Here is a 14,343-nt window from a genome sequence, read left to right on the forward strand (position 1 = left end):
TTGCGTGCCATCTTGTATTCAAGATTGAACGCATGCCACGCTCCCAACCGTTGAAAGTCCGCGCATTGCTCGACGCCTATCGACGTGGCGAGACTTCGCCACGCGAAACGATCGACACCGTGCTGCGCCGCCTCGCGGCCACGCATCGTCCCGAAGCGTGGATTCTGCGTGTCGCCGACGCCGATCTCGTGACACGCGCGGCCCAACTCGAACAGCAGCTCGCCGACGAAGGCCCGGCGCTGTTCGCGCGCATGCCGCTGTTCGGCGTGCCGTTCGCCGTCAAGGACAACGTCGATGTCGCGGGCTTGCCGACCACGGCCGGCTGCGCGGCGTTCGCCTGCACGCCCGGCGAAACGGCGTTCGCGGTCGCGCGTCTGCTCGACGCGGGCGCGATCCTGATCGGCAAGACGAATCTCGATCAGTTCGCGACCGGCCTCGTCGGCACGCGTTCGCCGTATGGCGCGGTGCGTCAGGTCGATCACGACGATTACATTTCAGGCGGGTCGAGTTCCGGCTCGGCGGTCGCGGTGGCGGCAGGCATCGTCGCGTTTTCGCTGGGCACCGATACGGCGGGCTCGGGGCGCGTGCCTGCGGGCTGCAACGGGATCGTCGGCCTCAAGCCGTCGCTCGGGCTCGTCAGCAAACGCGGCGTCGTGCCCGCGTGCCGCACGCTCGATACGCTCTCGGTGTTCGCGCACGATGTCGCCGATGCGTGGACGGTGCTCGACCGCCTCGCGGCCTTCGATGCGCGCGACGGCTATTCGAAGCCGCTCGTTTCGCGCGGCCTGGCGCATGGACCTTTGCGTATCGGCGTGCCCGACACGCTCACCTTCTTCAACGACGAGCACGCGCAGCAGGCCTTCGCCGCGACGCTCGACGGCATCGCCACGCATCTGGCGCTCACGCCCGTGCGCTTCGCGTTCGCGCCGTTGCAGCAGGTCGCGGCGCTGCTCTACGACGGCCCGTGGGTGGCGGAGCGGCGCGCGGCGCTCGGCGACTTCTTCGATACGCATCACGCGGAAATCGACCCGACCGTGGCGAAGGTGATCGGTCAGGCGCAGCGCTTCGACGCGGCTACGGCATTCGACGGCCAGTACACGCTCGCGCGCCTGAAGCGCGAGGCGGATGCACTGTTCGAACAGTTCGATATCCTGATCGTTCCGACCGCGCCGACGCATCCGACCATCGCCGAGGTGCAGGCGAATCCGGTCGAGGTGAACAGCCGTCTCGGCGTGTATACGAACTTCGTCAATCTGCTGGACTGGTGCGCGCTCGCCGTGCCGGGCGTGCCGCGCGCCGATGGCTTGCCCGCGGGCGTCACGCTGATCGGACCGTCGGGCGCGGATCAGCAACTCGCGGTGCTCGGCGCGCGCATTCAGGCGCTGTTTCGCGAAGCGGCTGAAACCACTGCAGCCAACGCAACACGCGATGCCGAGGCGATCGCCGCGAGTCCGCTGCCGATCCAGGAACCGAGCGTCACGCTCGCGGTGGTGGGCGCGCATCTGCGCGGCGAGCCGCTGAACTGGCAACTGTTGCAGGCGGGCGCGCGCTTTATCGAAGCGACCACGACGGCGCCGCATTACCGCCTTTACGCGCTCGCGGGCACCACGCCGCCGAAACCGGGCCTCGTGCGGCAGAGCGCGGGCGCGGAAGGCGACGCAATCGCCATCGAACTGTGGGACGTGCCGTTGCGCAGCTTCGGCGCGTTCGTGGCCGCTGTGCCCGCGCCGCTTGCGATCGGCTCGCTCGATATCGCCGATGGGCGCACCGTGAAGGGCTTTGTCTGCGAGCCGTCGGCGCTGGCCGCCGAAGCGGGCGCAGCCGATATCACCGCTTATGGCGGCTGGCGCGCGTATCTGGCGCACCGCGCGCCGAAGCGCTGAACCGAAACGCAGAACGAACACCGCAGCGAACACCGAACGCAGTGACCGATAACCATCAGGAATCCAAATCATGACGCAACGTCGCGACTTCATCAAACAGGCCGGCGCGCTCGCGCTCGGCAGCCTGCTGCCTTTCGAAAGCGTGTTCGCCGCCGAAAAGCTGACGGTCGGCGTGATCTACGTGGGCTCGAAGGGCGACTACGGCTACAACCAGGCGCAGGCGCAAGCGGCGGCGGTCATCAAGAAGCTGCCGAACGTGAAGGTGGTCGAGGAAGAGAACGTGCCGGAAACCGTCGCGGTGCAGAAGTCGATGGAAGCCATGATCGAGCAGGACGGCGCGACGCTGATCTTCGCGACCTCGTTCGGTTACTTCGATCCGCACGTGCTGAAGATGGCGGCCAAATATCCGAAGATCCGTTTCGCGCATTGCGGCGGCCTGTGGAAGCAGGGCAATCCGCCCAATATCGCGAGCTACTTCGGCTACATCGACGAATGCCAGTATTTGAACGGCGTGGTCGCGGGCCATATGAGCAAGACGAAGAAGCTCGGTTTCGTCGCGGCCAAGCCGATTCCGCAGGTGCTACGCAACATCAACGCGTTCACGCTCGGCGCGCAGTCGGTCGATCCGTCGATCACGACGCATGTGATTTTCACGGGCGACTGGTCGATGCCGGTGAAGGAAGCCGAGGCGACCAACAGTCTCGTCGATCAGGGTTGCGACGTGCTGACCTGTCACGTCGACGGTCCGAAGGTCGTGATCGAAACGGCGGAAAAGCGCGGCGCGATGAGCTGTGGCTACCACGCGAGCCAGGCCGCGCTCGCGCCGAAGGGCTATCTCACGGGCGCCGAATGGGATTGGGCGACGCCGTATCAGACGCTTGTGGCCGACGCGCAGGCGGGCAAGCCGCAGCCGAATATTCTGCGCGGCGGTCTCAAGGAAGGCTTCGTGAAGATGTCGCCGTATGGCGCGAAGGTCACGCCCGACGCGAAGAAGAACGCCGACACGATCAAGGCGCAGATGATGGCCGGCCAGTTCGCGATCTTCAAGGGTCCGCTCAAGGACAACAAGGGCGGCACGGCCATCGCGGCGGGCACGAACTACGCGCAGACCGACATCACGCTCGAAAGCATGAATTACCTCGTCGCGGGCGTGGTCGGGCAGATCTGAACGATGACCCTGTTCCGCGCGACTGCGCTGTGACGTCCGAAACCGCTCAACCTCGCAAGGAGAGATCATGCGCGCTCCCGCTCCCTCGGTGACGTCGGCCGGCGCCCGCGCGCTGATCGGCTTGCTGCCCGCACTGCCGACGCTCGCGGCCATCGTCGGCACGCTGCTGCTGTTCTCGCTGTTCTTGCTGATCGAAGGCCAACCGGCGGGCGACGCGATCGCGCTGATCGCGCAAGGCGCGTTCGGTTCGTCGTTCGCGTGGCAGAGCACGCTGCTGCGCGCCGCGCCGCTGATGCTCACCGCGCTGTGCGTGGCGCTGCCCGCGCAGGTCGGCCTGATCGTGATCGGCGGCGAAGGCGCGCTCGCGCTCGGCGGACTCGCGGCGGCGGTCGTGCCGTCACTGCTGCCGCACGGCACGCCGTGGTTCGTCGCGACGCCCGTCATGGCGCTGGCCGGCATGATCGTCGGCGGCGCGTGGATCGGCGCGGTCGGGGCGTTGCGGCAGTGGCGCGGCGTCAACGAGACGATCAGTTCGCTGCTGATGTCGTATATCGCGATCGCGGTGTTCAAGTTTCTCGTCGAAGGGCCGCTGCGCGATCCCGCGAGCCTGAACAAGCCGTCGACGCCGCCGCTGCCCGATGCGTTTTCCATCGGCTCGCTGCCGGGACTCGAAGTGCATTGGGGCCTGTTTTGGGGCGCGCTGGCGTGCGTGGCCGCGTGGGTGTTCGTGCGCCACAGCACGAAAGGCTTCGCGATGCGCGTGACCGGCGGCAACGCGCGCGCCGCGCGTCTCGTCGGCCTGCCGGTGAATTCGCTCGCGCTGACCGCGTGCGTGCTGGGCGGCGCGGCGGCGGGTCTCGCGGGCATGTTCGAAGTCGCGGCGGTGCAGGGCAGCGCGAACGCGTCGCTGCTCGCGGGCTACGGTTACGCGGGCATTCTCGTGGCGTTCGCCGCGCGCCAGAATCCGCTCGCGATCATCTTGTGCGCGCTGATGATCGGCGGCATCGAGGCGAGCGGCAGTCTGCTGCAACGCCGTCTCGATCTGCCCGACGCGACCACGCTCGTGCTTCAGGGTCTGCTGTTCGCCAACCTGCTCGCGTGGGAAGCGCTCGGCGGACGGCTCGCCGCGTGGCGCGTGAAATTGCAGACCGCCGCGCCATCCGAAGCGGCGACTTCGCTGGAGCAAAGCCATGTCTGATCTGCATTCGCCGATTGCCGTGCTGCTGCTTTCGCTGATCGCGGGCGCCGTGCGCGTGAGCACGCCCTATCTGTTCGTGAGTCTCGGCGAATGCCTGACCGAGAAGGGCGGGCGCGTGAATCTCGGGCTCGAAGGCATTCTCGTGACGGGCGCGATGAGCGGCTATGCGGGCGCGTATCTAAGTGGCTCGCCGTGGATTGGCGTGCTGATCGCCGGTTGCGCGGGGCTGCTGCTCGGCTGCCTGCACGGCTTGATCTGCTCGCTGCCGCGCGTCTCGGATATCGCCTTCGGCATCGCGCTGATGCTGTTCGGCACCGGTCTCGCGTTCTATCTCGGCAAGCCTTTCATCGAGCCGCAAGCGCCCATGCTGCGTTCGTTCGATTTCGGCGCGTGGAGCGCGTCGCCGCAATTGCATAACGCGCTGCACGTGAACCCGCTGTTTCTGATCGGCGTGGCGATGGCGTTCGTCCTGCAATGGGGTTTGCGCTCGACGCGCTGGGGCATGACGCTGCGGCTCGTCGGCGACAACGCCGAGAGCGCGCGGGCAATGGGCTATCCGGTCACGCGCGTGCGCATTGCCGCGACGGCGGTCGGCGGCTTCTTCGCGGGCGTGGGCGGCGCGTATCTGTCGCTCGTCTATCCGGGCAGCTGGAACGAAGGGCTCTCCAGCGGCCAGGGGCTGATGGCGGTCGCGCTGGTGATCTTCGCGCGCTGGCAGCCGCTGCGCTGTTTGTGGGCCGCGCTGCTGTTCGGCGCGGCGGGCGCGCTCGGACCCGCGCTGCAAGCGATCGGCGTGACGAGCGGCTATTACCTCTTCAACGCCGCGCCTTACGTGCTGACGCTCGCGATCATGATCGTCAACTGCCGCCCGGACCGCACGCTTGCCGGCGCGCCTGGGGAATTGAGCCTCACGCGCTGATGCTTCCCACTACGCCATCGACTAATCCCGTCTCACCGGAGACCGACATGACCCGTTTCATCGAAGCCCGTCCGTATCCGTGGCCCTACGACGGCGCGTTGCGTGCCGATAACACCGCGCTCGTCATCATCGACATGCAGACCGACTTCTGCGGATTCGGCGGCTATGTCGACAAGATGGGCTACGACCTCTCGCTCACGCGCGCGCCGATCGAGCCGATCAAGCGCGTGCTCGCGGCGATGCGTGCGCAAGGCTTCACGATCATCCACACGCGCGAAGGCCATCGGCCCGATCTTTCGGATCTGCCCGCGAACAAGCGCTGGCGCAGCCGCCAGGCGGGCACGAACGGCATCGGTATCGGCGACGACGGTCCGTGCGGCAAGATCCTCGTGCGCGGCGAACCGGGTTGGGAAATCATCGACGAACTCGCGCCGCTGCCGGGCGAGATCGTAATCGACAAGCCGGGCAAGGGCTCGTTCTGCGCGACCGATCTTGAACTCGTGCTGCGCACGCGCGGCATCGCCAATCTCGTGCTGACCGGCATCACGACCGATGTGTGCGTGCACACGACGATGCGCGAGGCGAACGATCGCGGCTTCGAGTGCACGATCCTCGCCGACTGCTGCGGCGCGACCGATCAGGGCAATCACGACGCGGCGCTGAACATGGTGCTGATGCAGGGCGGCGTGTTCGGCACGGTGTCCGATTCGCACGCGCTGCTCGCGACGCTCGGACGCTGATCATGTCGACGCTCGCCAGCATGAAACCGTTGCCGCCGAAAAGCGGCGCGCTCGGCGTCGAAGTGCTCGGCGCGAGCAAGCGCTTCGGCGCGTTCCGCGCGCTCGACGACGTCACGCTCAAGGTGCGCGCGGGCACGGTGCACGCCCTGCTCGGCGAAAACGGCGCGGGCAAGAGCACGCTCGTGAAAGGGCTCGTCGGTTATGGCCTGCTCGACAGCGGCCAGATCGTCGCCGATGGGCGCGAGGCGCGCATCGCTTCGCCGCGCGATGCGCAGGCGCTCGGCATCGGCATGGTCTATCAGCATTTCACGCTGGCGTCGGGCTTGTCGGTCGAGGAGAATCTCGTGCTCGCGCGCGGCCGCATGCCCTGGAAAATCAATTGGGATGCCGAACGAAAAGAACTCGATGCGTTTATGCGGGAGATGCCGTTCCGGCTCGCGCTCGACGCGCCCGTGTCCAGTCTCGCGGCGGGCGAGAAGCAGAAGCTCGAAATTCTCAAGCAGTTGTATTTGCGGCAGCGTCTGCTGATTCTCGACGAGCCGACTTCGGTACTCACGCCGCAGGAAGCCGACGAAGTGCTCGGCCTGATGCGCGATCTCGCGACGCGCAACGAGCTGACCGTGCTGATGATCACGCATAAATTCCGCGAGGTGATGGCGTATGCGGACGATGTGACGGTGTTGCGCAAAGGGCGTCTCGTCGGCAGTTGCGCGGTGCGCGACACCGACCGCGACCGCCTCGCCGCGTGGATGATGGGCACCGACGCCGACGTCAATGCCGCCGCCAACGCCGAAGCGCGCGCAACGGCGGGCATCGATACCGCGCGGCCCGCGCGCAAGCCGCTCGCCGCCCATGCGCCGGTATCGCTCGAACTCTCGAAGCTGACCGTGCTCGACGACCGCGGCCTGGCGGCCGTGCGCGAGGCCTCGCTGGCCGTGCGCGCCGGGGAAATCCTCGGGCTCGCGGGCGTGTCGGGCAACGGCCAGAAAGAACTCGTCGAGGCGCTGGTCGGCCAGCGCCGCGCGCAGTCGGGCGCGATGCGCGTGAAGGGCGAGCCGTATCGCGCGACGCGTGAAGCGATGACGCGTTTGTCGGTGTTCGCGCTGCCTGAAGAACCGTTGCGCAATGCGTGCGTGGCGAATCTGAGCGTCGCCGAAAACCTCGCGCTGCGCGATTTCGACCGCGCGCCGTTGCGCTCGGGCGGCTGGCGTCTGAACCGGCGCGCGCTGCGCGAACGCGCGAAGCAGCGCATCGCCGAATTCAACGTGCGGCCGCCGGTGCCGGAGCGCGCCATCGGCACGCTCTCGGGCGGCAACGTGCAGCGCGCCGTGCTCGCGCGCGAGCTGGGCCAGCCGGTCGACGTGCTGATCGTCGCGAATCCCGTGTTCGGGCTCGACTTCGCGTCGGTGGCCGATATCCACGCGCGCATTCTCGCGGCGCGCGACGCGGGCGCGGCCGTGCTGCTGGTGAGCGAGGATCTGGACGAACTGCTGGAACTGGCCGACCGCATCGCGGTGATCGCGCAAGGGCGGCTCGTATTCGAAACCGCCGTGGAGAACGCGGACCGCGTGGTGCTCGGCCGCCACATGGCTGGCCACGGCGACGATCGTCAAACCGAAGCGGCGGTTCCGTCCGCTGCCTTACATGGAGCCTGAGCAATGAGTTCGAGTGGACTCGGCGGATTGAACCGCTCGCCCGCGGGCGTGGTGATCGGCCTCGTGCAACTGCGCAATCCCGATGTCGAAACGCCCGCGCAACTCGCGGCGCAAACGCAGCGCATCGTCGAGCTGGTCGGCAAGGCACGGCGCAACAACGCCTCGATGGAACTCGTGGTGTTTCCCGAATACGCGCTGCATGGTCTGTCGATGCGCACCGACGACGCGATCATGTGCACGCTCGACGGTCCCGAAGTGGCGGCCTTCAAGGCCGCGTGCGTCGAGCATCGCATCTGGGGCTGTTTCTCGATCATGGAGCGCAATCCGCGCGGCAATCCTTATAACAGCGGCCTGATCATCGACGATCGCGGCGAGATCCAGCTTTACTATCGCAAGCTGCATCCGTGGGTGCCGGTCGAGCCGTGGGAGCCGGGCAATCTCGGCGTGCCGGTGTGCGTGGGGCCGCGCGGCGTCAAGCTCGGGCTCATCATCTGTCACGACGGCATGTTCCCGGAGATGGCGCGCGAAGCCGCGTACAAGGGCGCGGAAGTGATCGTGCGCACGGCGGGCTACACGGCGCCGATCCGGCACGCGTGGCGCATCACCAATCAGTCGAATGCGTTTCAGAATCTCGCGCAGACCGCGAGCGTTTGTTTGTGCGGCAGCGATGGTACGTTCGATTCGATGGGCGAAGGCATGTTCTGCGATTTCGACGGCACGGTCATGGTGGACGGCAGCCATCGTCCCGATGAAATCATCACCTGCGAAATGCGGCCCGATCTGGTGCGCGAGGCGCGCGTGCATTGGGGCGTCGAGAACAATATCTATCAGCTCGGCCATCGCGGCTATGTGGCCGTGAAGGGCGGCGCGCAGGATTGCCCGTACACCTTCATGCAGGACATGGTGCGCGGCGAATATCGTCTGCCGTGGGAAAGCGAGGTGCGCGTGAGCGACGGCACGTCCTGCGGTTTCGCGCCGCCCGAACGCACTTACGAGGGTTGATCGACCATGCCGATTCTTGCTTCTGCACGGCCTTCGCCGTTTGTTTTCGAGGCCTCGAAGACGGCGCTCGTGGTGATCGACATGCAGCGCGATTTCATCGAGCCGGGCGGTTTCGGCGCGGCGCTCGGCAACGACGTTTCGCTGCTGGGCGGCATCGTGCCGGATGTCGCGCGTCTGCTGGATCACGCGCGCGAACAGGGCTGGTTCGTCGTGCATACGCGTGAATCGCACGCGGCGGATCTTTCGGACTGTCCGCCCGCCAAGCGGCTGCGCGGGCTGCCGAGCGCACGCATTGGCGACGTTGGCCCGATGGGCCGCATTCTCGTGCGCGGCGAGCCGGGCAACGCGATCATCGACGCGCTCGCGCCCATCGGCGGCGAACTCGTGATCGACAAGCCGGGCAAGGGCGCGTTCTACGCGACGCGGCTCGGCGAGGAACTGGCGCAGCGCGGCATCACGCATCTGGTGTTCGCGGGCGTGACGACGGAAGTCTGCGTGCAGACGTCGATGCGCGAAGCGAACGATCGCGGTTACGACTGCCTGCTGATCGAGGACGCCACCGCGAGCTATATTCCCGCGTTCAAGGAGGCGACGCTCGCGATGGTCCGCTCGCAAGGCGGCATCGTCGGGTGGACCGCGAGCCTCGCGCAATTGCTGGAGGCCGACGCGTGATGATGAAAACAAGCGAAAGCACGAGAGATAAAGCGATGATCAACGATCCGGCCATCGTCGCCGAAGTGACGGCCGCGTTCGAAGCCTACGAACGCGCGCTGATCGACAATGATGTCGCCGCCATGAACGTGCTGTTCTGGGACGCGCCCGAGACGGTGCGCTACGGCATCGCCGAAATCCAGCACGGCGGCGAGGCGATTCGCGCGTGGCGCGAAGCGTGCGCGCCGGTGCCGAAGTCGCGCAGGCGGCATCGCACGGTGGTGACGACGTTCGGCCGCGACTACGCGACGGTGAGCACCGAATTCACCAGCGATGCGACGCCGCTCGTCGGCCGCCAGATGCAGACCTGGGCGCGCCTCGGTTCGGCCGATGCAGTGCACGGCGGCTGGATCATCGTGGCCGCGCATGTGAGTCTGATCGACGCGCCCGATGCGGTGGCGGCTTACGAAGCGCGCGCGTAACCCGCAAAGCAACGAGGAACGGGCAGGAGAGTGGTCATCGAACCGAAACGGCAAGCCGAAGCACTGCACCCCGACGCGAAGGACGCGTCGGACGACGCGACTGCGAGCGCGGAAAAAGTGGTCTATGGCGCGAATCCCCTGGCGGAGCAGGTCTATCAGCGGCTCAAGCACGATATTTTCGATTTCCGGCTGTTTCCCGGCGATCGTTTTTCGGAAACCGATATCGCGCAGCATTACGGCGTCTCGCGCACGCCGATGCGCGATGCGCTGTTTCGTTTGCTGCGCGAAGGCTATCTGGAAGTGGGTTTCCGGCGCGGCTGGAAAGTCTGCGATATCGACTTCGAGCGGCTCGATCAACTCTACGATCTGCGTATCGTGCTGGAACTCGCCGCGATCGAACGCGTGGCGAGCGCGCGGCCGCCGCATCCCGCCATCGAGGCGCTCAAGGCGCTCTGGTGCGTCGCGCCCGACGCGCGCGAGAGCGATCCGGCGCGGATGTTCCGGCTCGACGAGGGCTTTCATCGCGGCCTCGTCGAAGCGACCGGCAACGCGGAGATGCTGCGGGTTCACAACGAAGTGACCGAGCGCATCCGCATCGTGCGGCGCCTCGATTTCCTGAAGCCGCATCGCACCGATGCGACCTACGACGAGCACGCGACCATGCTCACGCTGATCGAGCGCGGCAAGGCCGCCGAAGCGGGCATTCTGCTGCGCGCGCACGTCACGCAGAGCAAGCTGGAGGTGCGCAAGATCACGGTTTCGATGCTTGCGCAGGCGCGCCATAGCAAGCTGCCGTTCGTGAGTTGAATGACGCGAGCAGTCTGCGCACAGACCGGACGGCGTCACCAGTCGATGCGGTGCTTCGCTTCGGTTTCGCGATGGCGGCGGTCGTCGTCGCTATGCAGATAGAGGCTCGTCGTGCTGATCGACGCATGGCCGAGGTTGTCGCGCACCATACGCAGATCGACGTCGCCATCGGCCATGTGCGAGCCCGCGCTGTGACGCAGCCAGTGCGCCGACGCGCTCTCCAGCAGCGCCGCGCGCGCCATGCCGCTGGCCGCGCGCGCGGCGTCGGTTTCCTGTTGCGCCGCGTCGCGCAGACGCTGCGCCGCGCCGGCGAAAATCCCCTTGACGATGGTGTGCAGCGCCGCGCGCGTGAGCGGCTTCGTCGACTGGCCGATGGGCAGCACGAGCGGCGTCGCTTCGTTCGGCGCGGGTAAGGCGCTCAGGCCGCGCTGCTCGCGATAGCGCGCGAGTTCGGCCATCAGTTCGGCGGTCGCGGGCACGAGACGGCGGCGCTCGCCCTTGCCGAGCACGTCGAGCCACCAGCGCTCCTCGCCCGAGGCGTCGCGGCGCGCGAAGAAATCGCCCATCGTGTTGATGCCCACTTCGGAAATGCGCAGGCCGCCGAGATAGAGCAGCGTGAGCAGCCAGCGCGCGCGGCTGTGGCGTTCGCGTTCGCGCGCGCGCTCGCGCGGCAGGGCGTCGACGGACGCTTTCACTTCGTCCCAGAGGCCGCGTTCGAGATAGCGCGTGATGCGCGGCTGTGCGCGTCGCGCACGCTGACGAGACAGCGAAAGCGGATTGCCCGCGAGATAACCGGCGCTCACGAGCCACGAAAACAGCGCGTTGAGGATCACCATCGCCTGGCGCTGGCTCGTGGCCGACAGCGGGCCGTAGAACGGCCGCCAGCGCGGATCGTCGCGCGCGTGCTTGCGGCCGCCGCCCGCGCACCAGCGCGCCGCCGGTTGCGGATCGGCGAGAAAGCGCTGATAGGCGAGCAGATCCTCGTGCGTGAGCGACGAGAGCGGCTTGCCGAGCTGCACGATGGCCCAGAGCAGCAGACGCTCGGCTTCCTTGCGATAGGTCTCGAAGGTCGCCTTCGAGTCGGCGACGCGCGCGAGCCAGGCGCGGATCGCGTCGAGATCGTTGGCCGCCGCGATCTGCATGCGGCCGCCCGCGCGGTTCAGGCCGTCGCGACCGTCGAGATCGGCGGGCAGTTCGAGCGCGTCGAGCGGACGCGGGGCGAGGAGAGCGGTGTGCATGGACAAGCGAGGCAATACGGTGAGGCGCGCATGATGCGGCGGCGATCGCCGACTATAACGCGGATCGCGCACGATCATGCGCATCACGCGATAATCGTCTGCGCCGGATCGGCCATGGCTGGCCGGTCAATCCCCGTTCAATGCCCGTTCATCAACCGCCGCCGACCGCGATGAAACTCCACGCTCCCATTCCCATCCTGCGCATGTTTTCCGTCGAGAAAGCCTACGCGTTCTATTGCGGTTATCTGGGCTTCAAACCCGACTGGGAGCATCGCTTCGAGCCCGATCTGCCGCTCTACGTGCAACTGCACCGCGACGCGCTCGTGCTGCATCTGAGCGAGCATCACGGCGATGGCACGCCGGGCACGGCGCTCTTTCTGCCTGTGGAGGATATCGACGCGTTTCATCGCGAGCTGGCCGCGAAACCGTATGGCTATGCGCGGCCCGGCGTGGAGACCCTGGACTGGGGCCGCCAGATGCAGATTCACGATCCGTTCGGCAATATTCTGCGGTTTTGCGAGTTGAGCTGACGAAGTGTCGATGGTGTCGATGGTGTCGATGGTGTCGATGCGGATGTTTTTCGCGCTTTAAACCCGCGCCACCAGAAACGACTCGCCTTTTGCCGGTTTCAAGCCGTCGCTGCGACCCGCGAAATACTGCTCGACGAGATCGGCGGTGCCCACATGGCTCACCTCGGAAAACCCCGCTTCGCGCGCGAGCGCGAGCATCTCGTCGGGGCGGAAGAAGCTGACGAACGGCGTGCCTGCCGCGCGCGCCCGTTCGTACACAGCCGCGTGCTGCGAGCGCTCGGGTTCGTCGATGAGATCGAGCGGCAGCGTGAAGGTCATCGCCAGCGTGGAGCCGGGCGCGAGCTGCGCGATCTGGCGCAGCGTGGCGAGATTCGCCTCGCGCGTGAGATACATCGAGACACCCGTCGACGCGATCACGGCGGGCTGCTTTGCATCGAAACCCGCTTGCACGAGCTGTGTCCACCACGATTCGCCCGCCTCGAAATCGACCGGCACGAAACGCAGCCAGTCCTGCTCGCGAAAGCCGAGTTCGACGAGCCGCGCGCGCTTCCACGCCTGCGTGCCGGGCTGATCGACTTCGTACAGATGCAGCCACGAAGCGATCTCGGGCCGGCGCTGCGCGAAGGTGTCGAGCCCCGCGCCGAGGATGACGTACTGTGTCACGCCCGCGCTGGCCTGAGCGGTCACGAGATCTTCGATGAAGCGTGCGCGCCCGACGATCGACGCACGATAGCCGCGCGTGCCGTCGGGGTCCATGTCGCCCCGCTTGCGCCAGTGAACGTCGGGCGCGGCCAGTTGCATGCCGAGTTCGTCTTCGAGCACGTGCGGCGCGGCGTCGACCTGCACGTGCAGCGCGCGCCAGAGCGCGACGCGCACGGCGCTGCTGTCGGGGGCGGCGGTGTGGGGCATGGGCGTCTCCTTGGTGCGTCTCCTTCATGTCAGCGCCAGTGTAGCGAGCCCGCTGCGCGCTCGCGCGGCGCGTGCATCTAGGCGCCGTCGCGCGGCCCGTAAATCTCCGCGCTCACCGCGCGCAAGGCCTCGATCATGACTTCGGCGGCGGGCGACAGCAGCTTGTCGGCGCGCGTGATGATGCCGAAGTCGTCCATCTGGCAATCCATCGGCAGCGGCAGGATCGCGACCATGCCGTGCGCCGCGTAGTAGCGCGCGACGTCCCCGGTGAGCACGGCGATCATGTCGCTCTGCTCCAGCACGCGCGTGATGAACAGCAGCGCGGGCGTTTCCACCACGTTCGACGGCGGCGCGAGGCTCGCGCGCTGGAACATCAGTTCGAAGCGATGGCGCAGCACGCTCGCGAGCGGCGGCACGACCCAGGTGGCGCGCGCGACGTCGGCGAGCGCGAGCGGGGTGGTTTCGGCCGTCTCCAGCAACGGATGCCCCGGCCGCACGACCGCGCAGACCGGCTCGCCCGTGAGCGCCTCGTAGCGCAGCGCGAGCTTGTCGTGTTCGGCGGAAAGGCGGCCGAGCACGATATCGAGCCGGTCCTGCGCGAGATGTTCGAGCAGCACGTTGGACGCGTCGATCTCCACCGAGATGCGCATGTTCGCGTGCGTGCGCTTGACCGCCGCCACGGCGGCGGGCAGCACGCTCACGCCCGGCGAGGTGATCGCGCCGACCGCCACGTGGCCGAGCCGCCCGGCCTTCAACGCCGTCAATTCCTCCTGCGCCTGATCGAGACTGCCGAGCACGGCGCGCGCGTGGCGGATCAGCGCGTCGCCGTACAGCGTGGGCTTCATGCCGCGCGGCATGCGCTCGAACAGCAGCGCGCCGAGCATTTCCTCCAGCTCGCGCAGCAGTTTCGATGCCGCCGGCTGCGTCATGTTCAGCGCCGCCGCCGCGCGATGAATATTGCCTTCCTCCGCGAGCGCCACCACCAGCAGCAGCTGGCGGGTCTTCAGGCGCGTGCGCACGTACCAGGGGCTTGTCTCCAGCATGGTGTTCCGCCTCTTTACGGCCTGTGGGGGGCCGATTTCCCAAATAGTTTTAAGTGTTTATACCAATGCCGAAAACGATATCGGAAAAGGCAAATATTTCATTAGAAGGTTATCAGAG

The 14,343-nt window shown here is 67.1% G+C and carries 14 protein-coding genes; 11 read left to right on the top strand and 3 right to left on the bottom strand.

Going from position 1 to position 14,343, the window contains the following annotated elements; genetic code table 11:
* The first annotated feature begins 32 nt into the window (after positions 1-32).
* From atzF to U4Y88_RS00505, 10 genes are all read left to right on the top strand, one after another.
* Positions 33-1,883 (top strand): allophanate hydrolase, encoded by a 1,851-nt coding sequence (atzF, locus tag U4Y88_RS00460; RefSeq protein ID WP_321781555.1) that lies wholly within the window; start codon positions 33-35, stop codon positions 1,881-1,883.
* Positions 1,884-1,953: 70 nt separating this feature from the next.
* Positions 1,954-3,051, top strand: coding sequence for a BMP family ABC transporter substrate-binding protein (locus U4Y88_RS00465; protein WP_224011747.1), 1,098 nt, complete (start codon positions 1,954-1,956; stop codon positions 3,049-3,051).
* Between the two features lie 67 nt (positions 3,052-3,118).
* Positions 3,119-4,249 carry an ABC transporter permease gene (locus tag U4Y88_RS00470; protein ID WP_321781556.1) on the top strand — a complete coding sequence of 377 codons (1,131 nt, stop codon included), beginning with the start codon at positions 3,119-3,121 and terminating at the stop codon, positions 4,247-4,249.
* A complete protein-coding gene (locus U4Y88_RS00475) occupies positions 4,242-5,168 on the top strand; it encodes an ABC transporter permease (protein WP_310632352.1) in 927 nt (308 codons plus the stop codon). The genes U4Y88_RS00470 and U4Y88_RS00475 overlap by 8 nt, the downstream gene beginning before the upstream one ends.
* Before the next feature lie 47 nt (positions 5,169-5,215).
* Positions 5,216-5,908: an isochorismatase family cysteine hydrolase gene (locus tag U4Y88_RS00480; protein WP_321781557.1), complete on the top strand. Its 693-nt coding sequence runs from the start codon at positions 5,216-5,218 to the stop codon at positions 5,906-5,908.
* A gap of 2 nt (positions 5,909-5,910) precedes the next feature.
* Positions 5,911-7,563 carry an ABC transporter ATP-binding protein gene (locus U4Y88_RS00485; protein WP_321781558.1) on the top strand — a complete coding sequence of 551 codons (1,653 nt, stop codon included), beginning with the start codon at positions 5,911-5,913 and terminating at the stop codon, positions 7,561-7,563.
* 3 nt (positions 7,564-7,566) lie between these two features.
* The gene (locus tag U4Y88_RS00490; RefSeq protein WP_321781559.1) at positions 7,567-8,565 is read left to right on the top strand and encodes a formamidase; all 999 of its coding nucleotides are present in this window, start codon (positions 7,567-7,569) and stop codon (positions 8,563-8,565) included.
* A gap of 6 nt (positions 8,566-8,571) precedes the next feature.
* Positions 8,572-9,237, top strand: coding sequence for an isochorismatase family cysteine hydrolase (locus U4Y88_RS00495; RefSeq protein WP_321781560.1), 666 nt, complete (start codon positions 8,572-8,574; stop codon positions 9,235-9,237).
* A 35-nt stretch (positions 9,238-9,272) separates the two neighbouring features.
* Positions 9,273-9,698, top strand: a complete 426-nt coding sequence (hpxZ, locus tag U4Y88_RS00500; protein ID WP_321781561.1) for an oxalurate catabolism protein HpxZ — start codon at positions 9,273-9,275, stop codon at positions 9,696-9,698.
* A gap of 117 nt (positions 9,699-9,815) precedes the next feature.
* A complete protein-coding gene (locus tag U4Y88_RS00505) occupies positions 9,816-10,505 on the top strand; it encodes a GntR family transcriptional regulator (protein ID WP_310632360.1) in 690 nt (229 codons plus the stop codon).
* 35 nt (positions 10,506-10,540) lie between these two features.
* Here U4Y88_RS00505 and U4Y88_RS00510 read toward each other — a convergent pair whose 3' ends face one another.
* On the bottom strand, positions 10,541-11,743 hold the full coding sequence (locus U4Y88_RS00510) for a tyrosine-type recombinase/integrase (protein WP_321781562.1): 1,203 nt from the start codon (positions 11,741-11,743) through the stop codon (positions 10,541-10,543).
* A 170-nt stretch (positions 11,744-11,913) separates the two neighbouring features.
* Between U4Y88_RS00510 and U4Y88_RS00515 the strand changes: the two genes are divergently transcribed.
* Positions 11,914-12,273: a glyoxalase superfamily protein gene (locus tag U4Y88_RS00515; RefSeq protein WP_310632345.1), complete on the top strand. Its 360-nt coding sequence runs from the start codon at positions 11,914-11,916 to the stop codon at positions 12,271-12,273.
* A gap of 57 nt (positions 12,274-12,330) precedes the next feature.
* On the opposite strand, the gene U4Y88_RS00520 is transcribed toward U4Y88_RS00515, so the two are convergent.
* Positions 12,331-13,182, bottom strand: a complete 852-nt coding sequence (locus U4Y88_RS00520; RefSeq protein WP_321781563.1) for a class I SAM-dependent methyltransferase — start codon at positions 13,180-13,182, stop codon at positions 12,331-12,333.
* Positions 13,183-13,259: 77 nt separating this feature from the next.
* Positions 13,260-14,225: a LysR family transcriptional regulator gene (locus U4Y88_RS00525; RefSeq protein ID WP_321781564.1), complete on the bottom strand. Its 966-nt coding sequence runs from the start codon at positions 14,223-14,225 to the stop codon at positions 13,260-13,262.
* Positions 14,226-14,343: the final 118 nt, after the last annotated feature.

Origin of the sequence: Paraburkholderia sp. J94 (genome assembly GCF_905220285.1) — a bacterium.
GTDB lineage: Bacteria > Pseudomonadota > Gammaproteobacteria > Burkholderiales > Burkholderiaceae > Paraburkholderia > Paraburkholderia tropica_A.